At 44.8% G+C, this 21,080-nt stretch carries 15 protein-coding genes and 1 riboswitch; of the genes, 1 reads left to right on the top strand and 14 read right to left on the bottom strand.

The genetic code is table 11. The features are described 5' to 3' along the window. Positions 1 to 122: 122 nt before the first annotated feature. From rpoB to ACO03U_RS05765, 9 genes are all read right to left on the bottom strand, one after another. The gene (gene rpoB / locus ACO03U_RS05805) at positions 123 to 3,764 is read right to left on the bottom strand and encodes a DNA-directed RNA polymerase subunit beta (protein WP_204686170.1); all 3,642 of its coding nucleotides are present in this window, start codon (positions 3,762 to 3,764) and stop codon (positions 123 to 125) included. A gap of 549 nt (positions 3,765 to 4,313) precedes the next feature. Beyond that, positions 4,314 to 5,507 (bottom strand): iron-containing alcohol dehydrogenase, encoded by a 1,194-nt coding sequence (locus tag ACO03U_RS05800; RefSeq protein ID WP_204686172.1) that lies wholly within the window; start codon positions 5,505 to 5,507, stop codon positions 4,314 to 4,316. 151 nt (positions 5,508 to 5,658) lie between these two features. Further along, complete coding sequence (gene gor, locus ACO03U_RS05795; RefSeq protein ID WP_204686174.1) at positions 5,659 to 7,005, bottom strand: glutathione-disulfide reductase; 1,347 nt, start codon at positions 7,003 to 7,005, stop codon at positions 5,659 to 5,661. A 233-nt stretch (positions 7,006 to 7,238) separates the two neighbouring features. Beyond that, positions 7,239 to 8,501 carry a peptidase U32 family protein gene (locus tag ACO03U_RS05790; RefSeq protein WP_161868961.1) on the bottom strand — a complete coding sequence of 421 codons (1,263 nt, stop codon included), beginning with the start codon at positions 8,499 to 8,501 and terminating at the stop codon, positions 7,239 to 7,241. Positions 8,502 to 8,531: 30 nt separating this feature from the next. Beyond that, the gene (locus tag ACO03U_RS05785) at positions 8,532 to 9,455 is read right to left on the bottom strand and encodes a peptidase U32 family protein (protein ID WP_204686182.1); all 924 of its coding nucleotides are present in this window, start codon (positions 9,453 to 9,455) and stop codon (positions 8,532 to 8,534) included. A gap of 300 nt (positions 9,456 to 9,755) precedes the next feature. Next, entirely contained in the window at positions 9,756 to 10,208 is a 453-nt protein-coding gene (locus ACO03U_RS05780; protein WP_204686184.1) for a hypothetical protein, read from the bottom strand. A 290-nt stretch (positions 10,209 to 10,498) separates the two neighbouring features. Beyond that, the gene (locus ACO03U_RS05775; RefSeq protein ID WP_204686186.1) at positions 10,499 to 13,030 is read right to left on the bottom strand and encodes an ATP-dependent Clp protease ATP-binding subunit; all 2,532 of its coding nucleotides are present in this window, start codon (positions 13,028 to 13,030) and stop codon (positions 10,499 to 10,501) included. Between the two features lie 117 nt (positions 13,031 to 13,147). Continuing rightward, positions 13,148 to 13,609 carry a CtsR family transcriptional regulator gene (locus tag ACO03U_RS05770; RefSeq protein WP_161868965.1) on the bottom strand — a complete coding sequence of 154 codons (462 nt, stop codon included), beginning with the start codon at positions 13,607 to 13,609 and terminating at the stop codon, positions 13,148 to 13,150. 315 nt (positions 13,610 to 13,924) lie between these two features. Then, positions 13,925 to 14,641 (bottom strand): class A sortase, encoded by a 717-nt coding sequence (locus ACO03U_RS05765; RefSeq protein ID WP_204686189.1) that lies wholly within the window; start codon positions 14,639 to 14,641, stop codon positions 13,925 to 13,927. A 264-nt stretch (positions 14,642 to 14,905) separates the two neighbouring features. Here ACO03U_RS05765 and ACO03U_RS05760 point away from each other — a divergent pair, with 264 nt between their 5' ends. After that, on the top strand, positions 14,906 to 15,679 hold the full coding sequence (locus ACO03U_RS05760) for a hypothetical protein (protein ID WP_204686190.1): 774 nt from the start codon (positions 14,906 to 14,908) through the stop codon (positions 15,677 to 15,679). Positions 15,680 to 15,960: 281 nt separating this feature from the next. Here ACO03U_RS05760 and thiT read toward each other — a convergent pair whose 3' ends face one another. The 5 genes from thiT to purR all read right to left on the bottom strand — a co-directional run bounded on the left by thiT (position 15,961) and on the right by purR (position 21,055). Further along, a complete protein-coding gene (gene thiT / locus ACO03U_RS05755; RefSeq protein ID WP_204686198.1) occupies positions 15,961 to 16,557 on the bottom strand; it encodes an energy-coupled thiamine transporter ThiT in 597 nt (198 codons plus the stop codon). Positions 16,558 to 16,620: 63 nt separating this feature from the next. Next, a riboswitch (TPP riboswitch) is annotated at positions 16,621 to 16,724 on the bottom strand. Positions 16,725 to 16,791: 67 nt separating this feature from the next. Beyond that, complete coding sequence (locus ACO03U_RS05750) at positions 16,792 to 17,091, bottom strand: iron-sulfur cluster repair di-iron protein, ric (RefSeq protein ID WP_204686200.1); 300 nt, start codon at positions 17,089 to 17,091, stop codon at positions 16,792 to 16,794. A gap of 273 nt (positions 17,092 to 17,364) precedes the next feature. Then, positions 17,365 to 18,339, bottom strand: coding sequence for a ribose-phosphate diphosphokinase (locus ACO03U_RS05745; RefSeq protein ID WP_161868970.1), 975 nt, complete (start codon positions 18,337 to 18,339; stop codon positions 17,365 to 17,367). 309 nt (positions 18,340 to 18,648) lie between these two features. Then, positions 18,649 to 20,025 (bottom strand): bifunctional UDP-N-acetylglucosamine diphosphorylase/glucosamine-1-phosphate N-acetyltransferase GlmU, encoded by a 1,377-nt coding sequence (gene glmU, locus ACO03U_RS05740; protein WP_161868971.1) that lies wholly within the window; start codon positions 20,023 to 20,025, stop codon positions 18,649 to 18,651. 211 nt (positions 20,026 to 20,236) lie between these two features. Beyond that, on the bottom strand, positions 20,237 to 21,055 hold the full coding sequence (purR, locus tag ACO03U_RS05735) for a pur operon repressor (RefSeq protein WP_161870199.1): 819 nt from the start codon (positions 21,053 to 21,055) through the stop codon (positions 20,237 to 20,239). Positions 21,056 to 21,080: the final 25 nt, after the last annotated feature.

Raw genomic sequence — 21,080 nt, 5'->3', positions numbered from 1 at the left:
AGACCGGCCAAAACAATGCCCTCCGCTAGTCGTCACCAACGTGGCAACTAGCGGGTCATTGGGTTTTCGGTAGGGTCTTTTTAAGCTTGCGGAAAAAGCTAGTTCCCGCGGCTTAGGCTACATTAGTCGACGATGCCACCGTCAGACTCTTGACGATCTTCGGCTGTTTGGACTTGTTGATACAAGGCATCCTCTTCAGCTTGGACTTCTTCTGCAGCTTTTTCTTCTAATTCTTTAGCGGATTGGCGTTGTTGCGCGAATTTTTCAAGGGCGTCGACAGTGATTAAATCATCGTCGTCGTCATCCATATCCCGCAATTCAATCTCTGCGTCATCGATATCCAAGACGCGCATATCTAACCCAAGAGATTGCAATTCTTTCACCAATACTCGGAAGGATTCTGGTACACCTGGTTTTGGAATTGGTTCACCTTTGACGATGGCTTCGTAAGTTTTCACCCGACCGACAACGTCATCTGATTTATAAGTCAAGATTTCTTGCAAAGTATAAGCAGCCCCGTATGCTTCCAAGGCCCAAACTTCCATTTCCCCGAAACGTTGTCCACCAAATTGAGCTTTACCACCCAATGGTTGTTGAGTAACGAGAGAGTATGGTCCAATTGAACGGGCATGGAGTTTATCATCAACCATGTGGGCCAATTTGATCATATACATGACACCGACAGAAATCCGACCATCAAATGGTTCCCCAGTCCGACCATCGTACAAGACCGTTTTCGCATCAGAAGCCATTCCTGCTTCTTTGACAGTCGCCCATACATCATCATCGTTGGCCCCATCAAAGACTGGCGTAGCAACATGGATACCCAACTGACGAGCAGCCATCCCTAAATGCAATTCCAATACTTGTCCGATATTCATCCGCGAAGGTACCCCTAATGGATTCAACATGATATCCACTGGTGTGCCATCTGGCAAGAACGGCATATCTTCTTCCGGCATGATCCGAGAAACGACACCCTTGTTCCCATGACGGCCGGCCATTTTGTCCCCTTCATGAATCTTACGTTTTTGCACGATATAAACACGAACCAACATGTTTACACCCGGTGACAATTCATCCCCTGCTTCACGAGTAAAGATCTTCACATCGTGGACGATCCCACCACCGCCGTGAGGTACCCGTAAAGAAGTATCGCGGACTTCACGAGCTTTTTCACCAAAGATGGCATGCAACAAACGTTCTTCAGCGGAAAGTTCGGTAACCCCTTTTGGAGTGACTTTACCGACTAACAAGTCGCCATCTTGAACTTCGGCACCAATGCGGATAATCCCCATTTCGTCCAAATCTTTCAAAGTGTCTTCGCCGACATTCGGGATTTCACGAGTAATTTCTTCAGGTCCTAATTTGGTATCCCGTGCTTCTGATTCATATTCTTCAATATGGACAGAAGTGTAGACATCATCTTTCACCAAACGACGGCTCATGATGATGGCATCTTCATAGTTGTACCCTTCCCAAGTCATGAAGGCAACTAGCACGTTTTGACCCAATGCCAATTCCCCTTGTTCCATGGAAGGCCCGTCAGCCAACGTATCTCCTTTATCGACTTTTTCACCCAAGGTCACAAGTGGCCGTTGGTTGTAAGAAGTACCGGAGTTTGAACGACGGAATTTAGTCACTGAGTAGACATCCAAAGCGCCATCTTCCCGACGAACACGGACTTCAGAAGCATCGACATACTCAACAACACCTGGGTTTTTACACAACAAGGCAGCCCCTGAGTCATGGGCGGATTTGAATTCCATCCCAGTCCCAACCCATGGTGCTTTCGGGTTGATCAATGGTACTGCTTGCCGCTGCATGTTGGCACCCATCAAGGCCCGGTTGGAGTCATCGTTTTCCAAGAAAGGAATACAAGCCGTAGCTACTGCGACTACTTGTTTTGGTGAAACGTCCATGTAATCGACTTTATCGATGGACACTTCGATATTTTCAGAAGTTGCCCGCGCCATAACAACGTCTTCGGCAAAAGTACCGTCTTCGTTCAACAAGCTATTTGCTTGGGCGACAACGTAATGGTCTTCAATATCAGCTGTCAAGTAATCAATGGTATCTGTTACCCGACCGTGTTCCCGATCCACACGACGGTAAGGTGTTTCGATGAACCCATATTTGTTCACCTTCGCATAAGACGCCAAGGAGTTAATCAGCCCAATGTTCGGACCTTCTGGGGTTTCAATCGGACACATCCGGCCATAGTGGGAATAGTGAACGTCTCGAACTTCATAACCCGCCCGGTCACGAGTCAAACCACCAGGCCCTAAGGCAGATAACCGACGTTTGTGGGTCAATTCACCCAGTGGATTGGTTTGGTCCATGAACTGGGACAACTGGGAAGAACCAAAGAATTCTTTGATGCTTGCCACTACCGGACGAATATTGATCAATTGTTGTGGGGTCAAGGTTTCGGTGTCTTGAATCGACATCCGTTCCCGCACCACTCGTTCCATCCGAGCCAAGCCGATACGGAATTGGTTTTGCAACAATTCACCAACGGAACGAATACGACGGTTCCCTAAGTGATCGATATCATCAACGTTACCGATGTTTTCCATCAAGTTTAAGAAATAGCTCATGGAAGCGATGATGTCAGCCGGACGGACCGTTTTCACGGTAGCATCGGGATAGCCATTACCGATTACATTGATTTCTCGTTCAGGATCTTTTGGTGAGAAGACTTTGATCACTTGGACCACCATCGGATCAGTGACTACTGCGTCTTCTGAAGGATAGTAAGTCACAGAGTTCAAGCCGTTTTCCAAAAATGGTGCCAATTGGTCCATTTCATTGTGGCCTAACACCGTGCCTTTTTCCAAGATGATTTCGCCAGTTTCTGGATCCACCAAGGTTTCAGCCAAGGTCAGATTCAACAAGCGCGTCTTCAAATCGAGTTTTTTATTGACTTTGTAACGACCAACATTAGCTAAGTCATAACGCTTTGGATCAAAGAACCGGGCATTTAACAAGTTACGAGAACTGTCAGCCGTTTTTGGTTCCCCTGGGCGCAGTCGTTCGTAAATGTCTTTCAAGCCTTCATCGGTACGAGAATCACTGGCATTTTTGTGCAAGTCTTTTTCAATAGTGTTGCGCAAAGACTCACTTTCGCCAAAGATTTCAAAAATCGTATCATCGGAACCAAAGCCCAACGCCCGCACCAAAACAGTCAAAGGAATCTTACGGGTACGGTCAATCCGTACATAAGAAATATCTTTGGCATCTGTTTCCATTTCCAACCAGGCACCCCGGTTAGGAATGACAGTTGAGCCAAAGCCCTCTTTCCCATTTTTGTCGACTTTGCCATGGAAGTAGACCCCAGGAGAGCGCACCAACTGGGAAACGATAACCCGTTCTGCCCCGTTGATGATGAATGTTCCTTGTTCGGTCATCAGTGGGAAATCTCCAAAGAAGACTTCTTGTGCTTTGATTTCGCCAGTTTCCCGGTTTGTCAAACGCAAAGTAACATGTAATGGCGCCGAGTAATTGGCATCATGAGCCCGTGCTTCTTCCACCGTATACTTCGGTTCTTTTAGTTCATAATCTACAAATTCTAGTGACAAATTGCCATTGAAGTCATCGATTGGCAAGATGTCTTCAAACATTTCCCGCAAGCCCTCATCTAAGAACCATTGGTAAGAATCCGTTTGAATCTCGATCAGATTCGGTAATTCCAGTACTTCACTGATACGTGCGAAACTTCTACGTTCGCGGTGTTTCCCGTATTTTACTACGTGTCCAGCCAAGCTCTTCACCCCTCAAAATTTCTTTCAAAAAGGCTATCGGATTTCGTTACAAAACTTTTACATATGTTAAGTTTGTGTAACAAAAAGCATTTTTTGCGGCTTTTGGGCACAAAAAAACACAAAAGGTGAAAGCGAAATTTTCGTCTTGCAACTTTTGTTTTCCTGTGCTGGAGCCGGAACGGACAATAGATCGTTCCTACTTCCTTGTGTCAATCAGATAGTTTTTGCATTTACCTATTATATAGAAGAGAGACGCAAATGTCAACGTCTCACCCCTTGGAATTTTCATGAAAAGCTTGATAGTTAAGGTATTCTTTAGGATTTTTCCATGAAAATGAGAATCGCAACCAAAAACACTGGGTTACCCAACGTTGTCAACCATTCTTCTCTATTCCACCAATTGCTATGCAGCTAATTTTTCTGTCTTTCATAGCAGCCATGTTATGTCGCTTGTTTTCCAATAATTCCTTTACATAAATAAGAGCCAGACCGCTACGGCCCGGCTCTTATTTTTGGCTATCGAATGAGTAGCGCTGCCTTTAACCAAAATTACACAAATTGGCTTTCTGTCATGCAAGCCTGATAAATCGCCAAGACATCAGCTTTTTGCAACGGTACAAAGGCTGCCGTGGCAATACTGCTATGGTCGATGGCTTGCTGAGCCATGGCCTCAAAATCACGCTCGTCTTTGATTCCCACCTCTGGTAAGGTCATCGGAATTTGGCATTCTTTAAAGAAGTCATACAATTTTTGAATGCCCATTTTCGCTGCAAGTTCCGGTACAGTTTCTGTGATACCCCACACCTCTCTGGCATAAGTAGCAAACTGGAAGACGGTCTCTTCGTTTAGGACATGGGCCATCCAACGTGGTGTCAAAATTGCCAGCCCTACACCATGAGTGATGTCATAAAAGGCACTTAATTCGTGTTCCATCGGATGGCAAGACCAGGCCCCACCTTTACCAGCACCAGTCAATCCATTCAGGGCTAACGTGGAGGCCCACATCAAGTTGGCCCGGGCATCGTAGTCAGCTGGTGTTTTCAAGGCGATCCGCATATTGGCAATGGTCCCCCGCATCAAGCCTTCTGTGATACGATTTTGGACATCTACCCCAGTAACTCTGCTAAAATAGTTTTCCATCAAATGACTCAAGATATCTGCCGATCCAGCCGCTGTCTGGTAGTGATTGACCGAAAAGGTATTGGTTGGATCTAAAAAAGAAACACTTGGTAACATCGATGGACCGCCGAAACCGAGTTTTTGTTTGGTTTCTGGATTGGAAATCACCGCCCCAACGTTCATCTCAGAACCCGTAGCCGCCAAAGTCAAGATCGTAACGATTGGCAAAGCCGGTCCGGTATAACCCCGGCGTCCCAACACTAACTCCCAAGGATCATCCATGCCACTCAAAGCGAAGGCCGCCACCGCTTTGCCACAGTCAATCGTAGACCCTCCACCGATTGGTAAGACGACGTCAATGCCATGTTCTTTACATAAATCAGCGCCACGTTTTACGGTTTGTACTCGAGGATTGGGTTCTACCCCAGCTAGCTCCCACATATCAAAACCTTGTTCTGAAAGCAAAGTAGTTACGCGATCGTACAATCCATTTTTCTTGATACTGCCGCCACCGTACACCAATAACACTTTTTTGCCAAATTGAGCCAAGGCTTCCGGTAATTCCCCTAAGCGGTCCTTCCCAAAACGGATATCTGTTGTCACATGAAAATTAAAGTTATTCATGAAGTTCCCTCCCTGATTTCGTCATAGAACAATGGTAGCATATCTAAAAAAAATATGGCGCGTTGGTGGAATGATTTGTTCAATCACATTCTTTTTCAAAATCAAAAAGCCGAAATTCCCGCTACAACGTGGCTTTCGGCTTTGATATTTTTTAGCGCATCGTTACAAATTCCTCACTACCCGTCGGATGAATGGCTACCGTGTTGTCAAAATCGGCTTTGGTCGCCCCCATCTTAATCGCTACCGCAAAGCCTTGTAACATTTCCTCCACACCGATACCGATCCCATGAAGACCGATAATCCGTTCTTCTTGATCCAGGCAAACCAACTTCATCACACAACGTTGGCGATAATCGTTTAAGGCAAAATACATAGGGGTAAACCGACTCTTGTATACTTTGATGCGTTCAGGCCCATATTGTTTAAGGGCTTCTTCTTCAGACATACCGATAGTGGCGATGGCCGGATGAGTAAAAATCACGGTAGGAACCAGGTTGTAGTCTAGTCGCAAGTGAGTTTGCCCGTTGAACAGGCGCTCTGACAAACGCCGTCCAGCAGCAATCGCGACTGGTGTCAAATCAAGCTTGCCGATGACATCCCCCACAGCATAAACCCCCGCTACCGAAGTATTTTGGAAATCATCAACTTTAATAAAGCCTTTGTCATCTCGTTTTACTCCAGTGTTTTCCAGACATAAACTATCCGTTCGCGGTGTCCGCCCACCAGCAAACAATACCAAATCCCCTCGTAATTCTTGACCATTGGCAAAGCTGACACAAAAACCCGCCGCTTCTCTAGTAATCTTTTCAGCCACATACTCTGGATACAAAGCCATACCGCTTTCTCGATACAATTCTACCAAGTTATCGCTGAGCATCCGATCAAACGTCCGCAGTGGTCGCTCTTTACGATAAGCCCAGCTCGTTTTGATCCCCAATTCGTGACAGACACCCGCTAGTTCCGCTGCAATATAGCCAGCTCCAAGGATGATGATGGATTCCGGCTTCTCCTGCAAGGCAAAAAAACCGTCAGAATCAATGGCCATCTCCCCGCCCGGCACAGACATCAAGGAAGGTCGGCCACCAGTAGCAATCAAAATATGCGGCGCAGTGTATTGCTGTCCTTCGACGACAACTACATGATCCGATTCAAAATGGGCAAATCCCCGAAGGACCTCCACATGATTATGATCCAATCCCCGCTGATAGGCTCCGTGAAGAAAATCGATATAGTGTTCGCGACGCTGCACCAGTTCGCCAAAATCAAATTTGTCCAAAGATGCTGTGATGCCATAACCAGCCGTATCTCGCTGCAACATAGTCAACATTTCTGAAGCTTGCCACATCACTTTTTTCGGCACGCATCCTACATTGACACACGTGCCTCCCAACGCTTTACCTTCAATCAATAATACTCGTGCCCCGTGCTCACCCGCGCGATTTGCTGAAGCAATCCCACCAGAGCCGCCACCAATCACGATATAGTCGTATGTTTTCATGTCTTCTCCTTTAGTCTCCCTGATTGACAAATAGGTAAATGGCGATGAGTCTTTTCCTACCGACAACTAAGGAATGATTACCTAGATTTTACCAAAAGCAGTGGAAAATTTCATTGGGGGATTGACGAGTGTTTTGTTATTGACACTAGACTGTCTTATGTCTACTCAAAAATTAGTCTTTCTTAAAAGCACCCCAAAAAGCTCCCGAGTTCATCCCTCGGGAGCTTTTACGGCTATTTTTTTGGTTCTTCCTTCTTTTTCCGGATCATATCTCCCACATGCACGGGTTGCGCCACTGGCATGGTCAAAAGCATCATGGGATTTGGCGCTCGATCAATGGACTCGCCATCTTCGTTGTACATCACCGTTACAGATTGATGAAAATGTTGAAATCCTGGTCCGTAAAACTCGATTTCATCTCCGACAGAGAAATGATTGCGTTGCCGTACAGTCGCCATCTTGGTGGCGGCATCATAAGCCAGCACTTCGCCAATAAAAGTATATTGAGGAATTTTACGGCGCGGACCAAAAAGTTGATCTTCATCTGTTGGGGTGTGGTAGTAGAAGCCATCAGAAAGTTCCCGTTGTGCAACTTTCCATAGTTCATCAATCCATTCTTGTTTGCACACCCAATTTTCCGGATCTGCCATATAACTATCAACAGCGGCTTTGTAGACGTTGGTCACTGTGGAAACGTAATGGATGGACTTCATTCGTCCCTCGATTTTGAAGCTGTTTACGCCATTTTCGATCAAGTCGGGAATGTGTTGAATCATGCTCATATCCACTGCACTCATACTGTAAGGTTCCGTCACTTGACCTTTATCTACCAAACTTTGGTGGGCTTCAGTTCCAAAAGGCATATCAAATAAGTCGTATTTCCAACGGCAAGATTGGGAACAGCCACCGCGGTTTGCGTCCCGCATCGACATATGATTGGATAACACGCAACGGCCAGAATAAGAAATGCACATGGCCCCATGAACGAAGGCTTCAATTTCAATGTCCGAGTGGGCACGAATCATAGCGACTTCGGCCATGGAAACTTCTCGAGCCAATACCACCCGTTCCAAGCCTTCTTCTTTCCAAAATTCCAACGTCTCCCAGTTTGTTGCCGAAGCTTGGGTAGACAAATGCACTGGTAAGCCCGGCGCTTCCGTGATACAAATTTCAATCAATGCCGGATCAGATACGATAACTGCGGAAATCCCAACATCTCGTAAGTTACGGAAAAACTCGCCAGCACCTTCTTGATTGCCTTCGTGGGTGACCATATTCGCTGCTACATAAACTTTGGCATCATGTTCGCGGGCATAGGCCACCCCTTCTGCCATCTGTTCATAAGTAAAATTCCCCGCACGACTGCGTAACCCATAGGCATTGCCGCCGATATACACGGCATCCGCGCCATAATGAATGGCCGTTTTTAGTTTTTCTAACGTACCGGCTGGAGCCAAAACCTCCGGCCGTTTCAAAGCTGTTTTCGTGGTGCTCATCTTTTTCGTCTCCTTTAATAACTAACCCAACTAGCGAATTTTCTTAGGATCAATCCCATAAAAGCCGGTGTCTAGGCCGCGATTTGCCGGGTGCAACTGTTGTACTTCTGCCACTAACTGGGCGCCATCAGCTACCGTCCAGTTTCCTGATTCCAACAAGTGGCGAGCTTTATCAAAACAGCCGGCGATTTTTACAAAATTAGCCCCGGGAGACAAGACACCATCTAGCTTCCAAGTCGTAAAACCTACCTCTGCTAATTCACCAACTTGTGCCATCAAAGATACATCATTGGAAGCAAAAATATGCGTCCCATGGCTATCTTCATAAATCGAATAATGGGTATTCTCATCTTGCGGATCTGACAAAAAGAGTCCTCGTTCCCGTGTAACTGCCTCGTCTTGCTTCGTAAAACGATAATAATTTTCCAATAAAGGGCGTTTTGATTGATGGATACAAGTCGCCCCGTATACCAACACTTCAGTGGGAATTGCCAACTGTGGAGCCATTTTCACCATTTCTGCAAAAGGAACTTCCCGAGCTAAAACTGCGCCTACCGCTCCTTTTTTGTGCCAAAAATTGATTTGGCGAGCATTGGTTACCAAGGTTTCCGCATCATAAACAAAAGGCAAGGCCAGCTCCGGATTTTTTTTCATAACATAAACAATACCGGGATCACCAACTAATACCCGATCCACAGCGATTTCTTTCAAAAAAGCTAAGTATTCCGGCAAGCGTTGCATTTTTTCTGGATGCATGATGCCATTCACAGCCACTTCTGCCGTTTTTCCAGCAGCATGAATCACTTCCACTAGTTCCCGCTGCTCTTCTCGACTAAAATCTGCCGGCAAACGTAAGCCAAACATTTCCTCGCCAAAGACCAGCGTATCCACACCAAAAGCAAGTAGCTCTTGTGCTTGCGTCAAGGATTCACAAGTCGCTTTCAATTCTATCATCTTGAAGACTCCTATCTCGTATTAAAGATTAAATTTAATAAAACTAAATTTAACCGTTCATTTCAGGCTATTTCCAACCCGACTATCCTATCATAAAACAGCGCTACAAGACAATTTGCCAGCTTTTTCACAAACTTATTTAAGCAATAGCCGGTTTTAATTGGTCCGTAACAACTTCTCAAAAATAACATAAAAAAGCCGCTACTGTCAGCAGTAGTCGGCTGAATTTAAGAATTTCACAAATAAGCTTCGCAAGCTTGCAGTAGGTTTTTCCTAGCTAGAAAACTTGGTAGAAAAGCTTCAATCAAATACCTCGTACCGTGCTTTCACCCAGCGCCAAGGTACACCAGTCAATTCTAGCGCTGCCTCTTTCAAAATCGGCAAGCTTGCCTCATGGGTGGTCTGCACCGAAACACTAGCAAATCCCTGGGGCCAATCATAAACTAGCTCATTTAGACTGGTGGACTGCTCACAACAGGGCGTCGTCACTGTCAAATCATAAAAACCTTGTGTTCGAGCATAAAAAGCGGCCATTTTTTGATGCCACCACAGCGGGTCAAGTGCTGCATCACAAAAAGGACAGCAAATCCCATGAAATTCTTCACCAGCGTCGATAAACTGCACTCGTTCGGTGATTTCCACGCGATTGTCGTCATTGATTGTTTTCATTTTTTGCTTAAAAGGTACCACCAACTCCTCCGGCAACTCAAAGAAGGGATCTTGGGGAATTAATTTGTATACGATAGCAGGCACAGTCAGTTGCTCCTTTTTGAATAATCGAAAACTTTTCTCCATTATAAACCACTGATTTCGTAAAGGCTAGTTCATGAAAGCCGGCCGATCTAGCTACCGTCAACCCAATTCCTAGGTCGCTAAATTTCACCTTTTTCGGCCATCACAATGTCGGCATGATAAGCCACTTAATTCCTGATACATCAAGCTTTTTGGAGCTTAATTTTCTATAAGTTCTTTATCTATAAAAAAGGAGCCCTGCCATCAACTCTGGATAGCAGAACTCCTTCAGCAATCTGACTGGAAAAATCTTACACTAGCGCTGTTTCTTTACCGGTTGCCCCTTTAGGAACTTTAGCGTCTTCTTTCACCGTCAACGTAATCTTTCCTTTTTTAGCCCCAATCGTCACTTGCTCACCAAGGTGGATTTGGCCGCTCAGCAAGGCTTCACTGAGGCGATCCTCGACTTCTTTTTGCAGCGCGCGACGGATTGGTCGGGCACCGTATTCAGGATCAAAGCCAGCTTTCCCCAGGACATCGTAGGCTGCCGGAGTGATTTTCAGGCGAATATCTTGTTCAGCCATCCGTTTGATGATGGCTTTGCTCATAATTTTGACGATTTCGTGGATTTCGTTTTCCTTCAAGGAACGGAAGACCACTGTTTCATCGATTCGGTTCAAAAATTCTGGACGGAAGGCTTTTTTCAGCTCTTCCAAAATACGTTTTTGCATCTTACCGTGGTCTTTGGTAATGTCGGTCACATTGAAACCGACATTCTTTTCTTCACGAATTTGGGTGGCACCAATATTTGAAGTCATGATCAAAATCGTGTTACGGAAATCGACTTTGCGACCTTTAGAATCCGTCAAATGACCATCATCCAAGACTTGCAGTAAGATATTGAACACATCTGGATGGGCTTTTTCCACCTCATCTAGCAAAATCACAGAATAAGGTTTTGAACGAATTTTCTCCGTCAATTGCCCGCCTTCTTCATAACCGACATAGCCTGGAGGTGAACCAATCAAACGACTGGTGCTGTATTTTTCCATAAACTCGGACATGTCCACTCGTACCAAGGAATCCTCCGAGCCAAACATCGCTTCCGCCAAGGCTTTAGCAAGTTCTGTCTTCCCGACACCCGTTGGACCCAAGAACATAAAGGAGCCAATCGGCCGGTCGGGATCTTTCAAACCACTGCGGGCCCGACGAATCGCTCGTGAGACAGCAGTTACGGCTTCATCTTGTCCGACTACGCGTTGGTGAAGAATTTTTTCCAAATCCAACAAGCGTTCGGATTCTTTTTTCTCCAACTGTTGCAACGGTACCCCAGTCCACTGAGAAACCACTGTCGCTACATCTTCTGCAGTCACCTTATTTGAAAAGCCGGCTGCCTCTTTGGTCTCCGCGAAAGCCAACTCCGCCAAACGTTGGCTGAGTTTTTTCTCTTTTTGACGCAAGCGAGCCGCCAGCTCAAAATCTTGCTCCTGAATAGCTTGCTCTTTTTCATGCATCAATTGGGTAATTTCTTCCCGTAGTCGCGCTAGTTGCGACGGCTCGTCCGCCCGATCCAAACGCACTTTGGCAGCTGACTCATCCATCAAGTCGATGGCTTTGTCTGGTAACTGGCGGGAATTGATGTAGCGCACCGACAACTGGACCGCTGCTTGCAATGCATCATCCGTGATTTCCACCCCATGATGGTCTTCATAACGTGGTCGCAAGCCTCGCAAGATTTCTACCGCTTCTTCCGCCGTTGGTTCATCCACTTGAACTCTGGCAAAACGACGTTCCAAAGCCGAATCTTTTTCAATATATTTTTGATATTCATCTAACGTGGTGGCCCCAATGGTTTGCAATTCTCCACGAGCCAAGACTGGTTTCAAAATATTGGAAGCATCAATCGCGCCTTCTGCTCCCCCAGCTCCGATCAAGGTATGCAACTCATCAATAAACAAGATGACTTGACCATCATGGTAGATTTCATCGATGACTTTTTTCATCCGATCCTCGAATTCGCCACGATATTTGGTCCCAGCAACTAATGAGCCCATATCTAGCATCATCAAGCGTTTTTCTGCCATGTCTTCGGGGACTTCTCCCGCCACAATTCGTTGCGCTAGTCCTTCCGCAATGGCTGTTTTACCGACACCAGGTTCCCCTACTAAGACAGGGTTGTTTTTGGTGCGTCGGCTCAAAATCTGAATCAGGCGTTTGACTTCTTTAGTCCGGCCCACCACGGGATCTAGACGGTTTTCTCTGGCTAGCTTCGTCAAATCCCGCGCCAAATTATCTAGCGTTGGGGTACCTTGTTGCACGCCCCCTTGTCGTGTCCCTTGTTGCTGACCACTTGCTTGACGACGGCGACTAGCGGCTCCTGTGTTATTGGTTTTGGATTCATTGAGGCCCATTTTTTTCTTCAATACTTGCCGCATCTTGGCCAAACTCATCCCTAGATTAATCATAATCCGGGACGCTAAGATCTCATCGTCTCGCAACAAGCCCAATAAAATATGTTCCGTACCGATTTGGGGAGCGCCAAAGCGTTTGGCTTCGTCACCGGCATAAGCAAAAATCTGCTTCGCCCGCGGAGAGTATGGCAAATAAACGCCAGCTGGGTAGCTCTTCACGGTCCCATAACCCGTCAAATGTTCAATCTCTTCACGAATATCGTTTTCACTGATGGCTAATTCCCGTAACGTTTTGCCGGCAATGCCATTTTGTTCAATCACTAAAGCCAAGAGCAAATGCTCAGAACCCACTGATTGGTGCTTGAATGTTTTTGCTTCTTCTTGCGCAATGGCCAATACTGCCTTGGCCCGTTCTGTAAACAATTCCTCCATAACTTACCTTCTTCCCGCTGTCTGACGCCGCAGCTGTGACAGTCTCTGGTTTTCGTTGCTAACTTTAGCTGGTTACCACTGACGATGTTGTCTCCGTTACGTTGGCTTTCAGCATGCTTATTTTTCGTAACTTAAACGTTCCAATACCGCACGCATTAAACTGGCGCGAATCTTGTCTGCTTCTTGGTAATCCGCCAAGGTGGATTGAGCCATTACCGCTAGTATCAAATTGCCTTCTTTTTGGGTCAACAACTCTTCTTCATACAATTTTTGAATGATCGCCAAGGCATTTTTTTCCGTCAACGCCTCGTCGACCAATTCCGCGACTTGTTCTAAAAAGCGGTGTTTATCGGAAATCTTAACCTTCTCAATGCGAATATAACCGCCACCACCGCGTTTTGAAGCCACGGTGTAGCCCCGTTGAATCGTAAAACGGGTATTAATCACGTAATTTATCTGAGAAGGCACGCAATTAAACTGCTGGGCCATCTCCGTTCGACGTATCTCAATTATCTCACTATCTTCCAGAATTTTCTTCAGATAGGCCTCGATCAGATCTGAAGTATTATGACGTGTCATGACGAATCCTCCTATCTTCAGTATCATTGCAACTTTGCAGAATCATTTTTCCTTGAAATGCCAAGGCTTTGGCGATTTCATTGACTAATTCTGACCATAATCAATTATACCGAAGATTTTCAAATAATTAAAGAAAGACGAACAGGAGGGACAGGTTTGTTAAGAATTCTTGCTGTAACGCTGGCTTTTGTAACCCTTAGATAATTCTTCCCCACCAAAAGCCTGATAAAAGCTCAGAAAAAAAGCGCTAACCACTTCACTGATATCCCCGTGAAGTGGTTAGCGCTAGTCGCTTATTCAAATTGATGCCGAAATTTAATAATGTTTTACATCCATCTCAAAATATCCCAACACTTCAGCCGTTGCTTCTTTTACAGGAGTTACCGATTTTAGTTCCCCCTGAACGACTACCCGCTTGGTCCCGCCGATTTCATTACAAGTAATCAAAGTGACTAGTTTTTTGTCTGGGACTTCTTCAATGTACTGCGTCTCAGTGGGTAAAACAGTAATATTCAAGGTAGCGGTATACTCATAGATATTTTCCAAATCTGTCAGATAAATGGCGTCACCAATTTGAGTCTGATCTAATGGTTCGAATAAATACCCTTTATCATAGGCACGATGACTGGCCAGAGAATAATTGCCCGCCCCCATCTTTTGATCAGGAAACATGGTGCCAGCACCCCACAAGAGAGATTCGTTGGCAACACCTCTAAAGATTGGTAAATTAATGCCCACTTTGGGTATGGCGATACCACCGACTACTGGTAAGTTACGATTTTGCCATTGGGCTTTGAAAACCGTCTCGGAGCTAGCAGGAACTACCGCTTCAAAATCAAAGCTCGCTTCTTTTTCTTCATTTTTTACGATGTCTTCTCTCGTAAGCTTAGAAACCGCAAATTTTTCGCCATTATGGTCGATAATCACGTTTTTGATTTGATTATTAAAAACCAATACCAGTCCGACTACCAAAAGCAGTAGTAAAAAGATATTGATAAGCCAATTTCTTCCCCGATGTTTTTTCTTTTTCATAATAAGCCCCGCCCTCATTTGATTGCTAGCGCCTTTATTTTACCATAGAAAACAGCACACCGGCTATGGTAGCTCCAGACAGCCTCGCTAGTTTTAAGAAAACGCAACCTTCTTTTGCGGAGCGGATTTTCTAAAAATTGGCTGGACTAGCAAAAGATTGCAAAAGAAAGCCCTTTCTGTAATCAAACTTTAAAGGAAACGAAACACCACGAAATCCCTCGTTGTTGTATGATGGTAGTATCGGGAAAAAGGAGGGGGCGCCCCATGACAAAAATGATTTACATACATATTGATACTACCAGCAATGCCGTTTTGTCACGGGGCATTAGTCCCTTAGAATTTTATCATGGCATCGTCCATCAGCCAAAAAATCTCCTGCTTCTAGACCCTTCCTCTGATTACGGTGAATATGAAACCCACACCGGTTTGAAAATTTTGCGGGGAAATGAAGGCGTCAAACAGTATTTCGATGAACTGGCTCGCAATCGGATTTCTGAGGATATCAAATGGATTGACTTTAATGACAGTGCCCTGCTAAAAGAACTGACACCCTTAGAAATCAGTGAGTTGCTGTATTTTGGCCACATGAAAACCCATCTCCACTCGCCATTTTTCTATAAACTGCAGAATAATTTCGTTTACTTCGATTTGAAAGACGAGCTTTCCCGGGTTTACTATCGCTATTTAGATGAGTATTATCGGATTCTCGCTGACAAACTCACTCGGACAGTCTTGGAAAAAATCAACGACCGCCGTTCATTTTTCCGCAAAGCAACTCCAGTAGAAAAACTTGATATCAGTCTTTTACGAGAGATGAAAGGTCTTTTTCAAGAAGGTGTCGTCTTTTGCTTCCAGTCGGCCCACACAGAAGGCCAAGATTATAAAATTCCCATCTACTTAATTGAAGATGGTAGTTTTCGAAAAAATGAGGAACTTACCAAAGATGACATGCTCGTCGGCCATTTGATTTACCAACAAGACCGACGCCAATGGCAAGTGACCTACGAAGACAAAGATCTCCTTTTTCTAACCAATTAAAGTAAGCCTGTAAAAATACAGGATGGCCTTATTTTTCGAAGCATCCCTCAAAATATCAGGGAACCAATTATAGGCGACTATAAAACAGGCCTCATTCCTCAGTTTTTTTACTGATTTCTGCTTAGATCTTAGATGAAACTGGCTATTTAAGGCTTCTGACAGCCGAAATTTTGACCTTCCTTGATCCAGCAAAAAAGCTGCATTTTCCAAATGATGTGGAAAATGCAGCTTTTTTAGTGGTTCAATCACTTAACGGTTGCCGATAAGTACCGGTTTACAACTTATTTTGTAGCCGACCAAACACCATGATCGTCTTTCGGGATAAACAACCTAGGAGCAACTTTGACCAGAATCACCAAAACTACCGCTACATAGATGATATTCCCTAAAGCGGAGGCACCGTTGACGGAAAAAGAATACAGCCAAGGACTCATATTTTCTGGTGCATAGGCGCCCCAAACGAAGACCCCCGCCCAAAAATGCCAAAACCAACGGGAGAGACACGCAAGCACCGCACCCAAGACAATGTACAGCACCATCTGTTTTTGATAACCTTTTTGCACACTAAGGCGAACTTTAGTCCCCAACAAGCCGCCCAAGCCACCAAAGGCAAAAGCAAAGGGGTATTCAAAAATGATTTGCGGGACACTGATAAAGTTCTTCATCGCCGAACCTAAGACGATATTTAACAAGCCCCAGACAAAGCCTGCTGTCATCCCTGCCAGCGCACCTCGCCGATAAGAATACAACACCAACGGCACCAACCCTAAAGACAAATCCAAGGCTGCATTTGCCGTTTGGATGGGAATATAAGACAAAGCCATCCCCATCGCGGCGATAATCGTTCCTTCGATCCAGACTCGCAGATTTTTATTCATAAAAAAACTCCTCCATTGCAGATTATAGAACAGTCACAATCTACAAAGGAGAAGTATATGCTACTTCTAAGTCGTCACAATTCCTACGCTCGCATTATCGAGACAGGTACAGAGGGTTTAGAGTTCACTCATTCTCAGCCAATGGCATGGCTCCCCTTTGTGATCGTGTTCTATATTCAGTTATTTTGGTACAGCTCCATCTTAGCATATTTTTCAGAAAATGGAAGAGGAATTTCAGCCTTCCGTTTCCTCTTGTAAGCTGTCGGCTTTTGCCAACATTTGGTAGGTAGCGGTAAAGGTGGGGCAGACATCATCTGGTATCTGGTAGTCTGCTGTAAGTTCCCGTAATTGGGCAAACGTTGCCGAAAGATCCGGATTTTCAGTAGTCTCCGCCAATTTTTGGCTGATGCTATCATAGAGAGCTTTCACCTGAAAAACTTCTGGATGATGAGCGCCATGAGCACGGGTAATCGCCGTGGTGTATAAATCGAGGGTTGCTTGATTTTCTTTGAGATAGTCGGTCACTTTAGTCATTCATAATCCTTCTTTCAATAAATGCTTAAATTTTCTTGCCATCACGAAGTATACCTGTCTGGCTAGCAGAAGAACTTGATGGCTATCAAGAAAAACATTTTTAATCCGAAAGAGGATACCAGGACCCACCAAAATTGACGATAAAGCTTATGAACGATGGCAGGTCGACGATGGATAACGGTAAATTCTCGGCTCCTAAGTCTCCCTATTTTCCCTTCCCCACGCAAAAAAAGCAGTCCACCAAGTTAGTGGCCCTGCTTCTTTTGCAATTGCTTATTGTGGTTGATTGGTTTCAAACAAAGGACTAACTGGTTTGTTTTCATGGATTCGCTTAATCGCTTCACCCATCAAAGCACTAACAGAGATCTCATCGATTTTTTCAATCTTACGGTCTTCTGGCAAGTTGATGGAATCGGTCACGACTAAGCGTTCGATAGCGGAGTCTGAAATCCGTTGCATCGCAGGACCAGAAAGAACTGGATGCGTACAAGAAGCATAAACACTCTTAGCACCGGCTTCTTTCAAAGCATTGGCAGCTAAAGTGATGGTGCCGGCTGTATCGATCATGTCGTCGATCAGGACACAAGTTTTGCCTTCAACATGTCCGATGATATTCATGACTTCAGCAACGTTAGCTTTTGGCCGACGTTTGTCAATGATGGCAATCGGCGCTTTCAAGAACTCGGCCAATTTACGTGCCCGTGTCACACCACCGTGGTCAGGCGATACCACAACCACGTCATCTCCTTGAATTCCTTTGTCCAAGAAATAGTTGGCAATCAATGGTGCCCCCATCAAGTGGTCCACTGGAATATCAAAGAATCCTTGAATTTGAGCCGCATGCAAATCTAGACAGACAAGGCGATTAGCTCCTGCTTTTTCAATCATATTGGCAACTAATTTGGCAGTGATTGGTTCACGAGAGCGTGCTTTACGGTCTTGGCGAGCATAACCATAATACGGCATAACCACATTGATAGTTTTCGCACTAGCCCGTTTCAAAGCATCAATCATGATCAACAATTCCATCAAATTATCATTGACAGGACTTGAGGTAGATTGGATGACATAGACGTGGGCACCCCGGATACTTTCTTCAATATTCACTTGAATCTCGCCGTCAGAGAATTGATTCACTGAACATTTACCCAACTCGACGCCGACCGCTTCCGCAATCTTTTCCGCTAAGGGCCGATTGGAATTCAAGGCAAAAATCTTCAATCTTGGATCAAAATAATGGTTAGACATGAGAACCTCCGCTTTCTTCCTTGCATGATGGCTTACGGTACCTGGGACACCGCAGCAGATAGACAGATGAGAACCTGTTACTTTCAAGTAAATATTAGTCATTTTCATGAAATAAATCAAGTGTTTTCGTCAACTCTGTGAAACAGCTTAGAAGGAAGTCCCAACGGCAGCCGGCTTATTTTTTTATCTTCAGGAAAGATTCGTTTCACAAACAAATTCCTCCCCTTCTTAAAAAATGACACTCCTACCACCTTAAGGACCTCAAAAATGGCCTCGTCCAGAAATGAGACGAGACCATCAAATGACATGTTATTCTTGGAAAAAAGGAAATCGTTTAGCAAAATCTTCTTTATTTTCTTGTCGAGCCCGAGCGATACCCATTGCTCCTTCTGGCACATCTTTGTTGATGGTCGAGCCAGCTGCGATAATCGTGTTAGCAGCGATGTCCACCGGTCCAATCAAATTGGCATTGGAGCCGACAAAGCTATGATCGCCAACCGTTGTATGGTGTTTGTTTTTGCCATCATAATTGACGAAGACGACCCCACAACCTACATTGATATCTTTGCCTAAGGTTGCATCCCCGACATAGGTCAGGTGGCCAACCTTGGTTCCTTCACCAATCGTTGCTTTTTTCACTTCGACAAAATTGCCAATATGGGCATTTACACCAATCTCAGCTTTGGGACGCAAATGAGCGTAAGGCCCTACGTCAGCCCCACTGCGGACAATGCTTTCTTCAACTACCGAGGTTTTGATAACTACACCATCTTCAATCGTCGAATCGACAATTTGGGAATTGGTCGTAATCACACAATCGCTACCAATCACCGTGTTACCTTTTAAGTACACCCCTGGTTCAATAACGGTTTCGGCACCGATTACCACCCCATCATCAATATAGGTTGCCGCCGGATCGATGAAGCTGACCCCATTGACCATGTGTTGATGGTTGATTCGTTGACGCATGATTTCATTGGCTTTAGCTAATGCCACACGATCGTTGACTCCCAGCGATTCATCGAAATCCTCCGTCAAGTAAGCCGCGACATTTTTGCCTTCACTCTTGAGAATTTCGATAATATCAGTCAGATAGTATTCCCCTTGTGCATTGTCCGTATCCAATTTGCTCAAGGCATCAAATAACAATTCATTATCAAAACAATAGGTGCCTGTATTGATTTCCTGAATGCGGGCTTCTTCCAGCGTCGCATCTTTTTGTTCAACAATTTTTTCTACGATACCGACATGATCCCGAATAATTCGTCCATAGCCTGTTGGGTCTTCAGCTTTAGCAGTCAAAATCGTCGCACTGGCATTTTTCCCTTGATGGTAATCAAAAAGATTTTGCAACGTTTCTGAAGTCAATAATGGGGTATCGCCAGAAATGACTAGCGTCGTTCCAGGTTTACCTTTTAGGAAGTTTTCTGCTTGTAACACAGCGTGACCCGTACCTAATTGTTCTGCTTGTAACGCATATTTGGTGCGGTCACCCAGCTGTTCTTTCACTTTGTCCGCCCCGTGACCGACAATCGTAATGATTTCAGCAGGAGCCGTCTCTTCTACCCGATTGATGATATGTTCTACCATCGGTTTGCCACATACTGGATGTAACACTTTATATAGTTTTGATTTCATGCGAGTTCCTTTACCCGCAGCCAAAATAATGGCATACCGTTCTGTCATGAATCTTCCTCCGAATAATCAGTAGTCCCGTCGTTAGCAACCGTACCTACCAAATTTACATACTAAAAGTCTACGCTTAAGTTTAGCCTACCCGCCATGAGTTTTCAACTATTCTTATGTAGACCAATCTGCATTTATACTGCTGTTTAATTTTTACTTTATTGCTAACAAAAACCAGCAGAAAGAAGATTTCCGCTGGTTTATTATCTGCTTACTCTTCAAAATAATTTCCTGGCACCACACTAATTGTTTTCGTGCGGGTATCTACATCTTCTACAAACAGTAAAGAAGTGTACTCATTGATTGCCCGAACACCCTTAAATTTTGCTTCAGCAAAGACAGTTACTCCAACCAAATCACACTCAAACTCCTCGATGAGACTCTTCATTCCGTTGACTGTACCGCCACCTTTCATGAAGTCATCCACCACCAGGACTCGTGATCCTCGAGCCAAGCTGCGTTTTGAAAGTTCCATCTTCTCAATCCGTTCTGATGATCCAGAAACATAGTTTACACTTACTGTCGAGCCTTCCGTAATTTTAGAGTCTCGACGCACAATCACAAAGGGCACATTTAAATAGTAGGAAACTGCTTGGGCAATAGGAACTCCCTTGGTCGCCACCGTCATCACCGCATCAATTTTTTGGTCGAGGTACTTAGACGCGATAATTCGCCCTACTTGTCGCAACAAATCCGGCTGTCCCAGTAAATCCGACAAATACACATAGCCCCCTGGTAATAAACGATCTTGCTGACTCATCTCATCACACAGTTTCTCAATATAAGCTCGTGCATCTTCTTTGTTAATCTCCGGCACAAATAATACCCCACCGGCGGCTCCTGGAATCGTCTCTAAAATCCCGGTTCCTCGCATTTTAAAGGTTTTCTTCACAATAGCTAAATCTTCGGAAATAGAAGATTTGGCTGATTCATAGCGTTTGGCAAAAAAGGTCAACGGTATCAATTCATGAGGATGCTCCAACAAGTAATGGGTCATGTCGATCAAGCGTTCACTGCGCCGAATTTTCAAAATTGTGTACCTCCTGTTATTTTCT

The organism is Enterococcus diestrammenae (assembly GCF_049384045.1).
Classification (GTDB): domain Bacteria; phylum Bacillota; class Bacilli; order Lactobacillales; family Enterococcaceae; genus Enterococcus_C; species Enterococcus_C diestrammenae.
Note: the sequence above shows the minus strand (reverse complement) of the source record. Positions and strands in the feature narration are given on the sequence as shown.

Coding starts and splice junctions, on each gene's coding strand:
- ACO03U_RS05775 (WP_204686186.1), bottom strand. CDS start 13,030: ATGGAGGAATTGTTTACAGAACGGGCCAAGGCAGTATTGGCCATTGCG.
- ACO03U_RS05750 (WP_204686200.1), bottom strand. CDS start 17,091: ATGACTAAAGTGACCGACTATCTCAAAGAAAATCAAGCAACCCTCGAT.
- ACO03U_RS05790 (WP_161868961.1), bottom strand. CDS start 8,501: ATGAGCACCACGAAAACAGCTTTGAAACGGCCGGAGGTTTTGGCTCCA.
- ACO03U_RS05745 (WP_161868970.1), bottom strand. CDS start 18,339: ATGTCTAACCATTATTTTGATCCAAGATTGAAGATTTTTGCCTTGAAT.
- thiT (WP_204686198.1), bottom strand. CDS start 16,557: ATGAATAAAAATCTGCGAGTCTGGATCGAAGGAACGATTATCGCCGCG.
- glmU (WP_161868971.1), bottom strand. CDS start 20,025: ATGACAGAACGGTATGCCATTATTTTGGCTGCGGGTAAAGGAACTCGC.
- ACO03U_RS05800 (WP_204686172.1), bottom strand. CDS start 5,507: ATGAATAACTTTAATTTTCATGTGACAACAGATATCCGTTTTGGGAAG.
- ACO03U_RS05760 (WP_204686190.1), top strand. CDS start 14,906: ATGACAAAAATGATTTACATACATATTGATACTACCAGCAATGCCGTT.
- ACO03U_RS05765 (WP_204686189.1), bottom strand. CDS start 14,641: ATGAAAAAGAAAAAACATCGGGGAAGAAATTGGCTTATCAATATCTTT.
- ACO03U_RS05785 (WP_204686182.1), bottom strand. CDS start 9,455: ATGATAGAATTGAAAGCGACTTGTGAATCCTTGACGCAAGCACAAGAG.
- gor (WP_204686174.1), bottom strand. CDS start 7,005: ATGAAAACATACGACTATATCGTGATTGGTGGCGGCTCTGGTGGGATT.
- ACO03U_RS05770 (WP_161868965.1), bottom strand. CDS start 13,609: ATGACACGTCATAATACTTCAGATCTGATCGAGGCCTATCTGAAGAAA.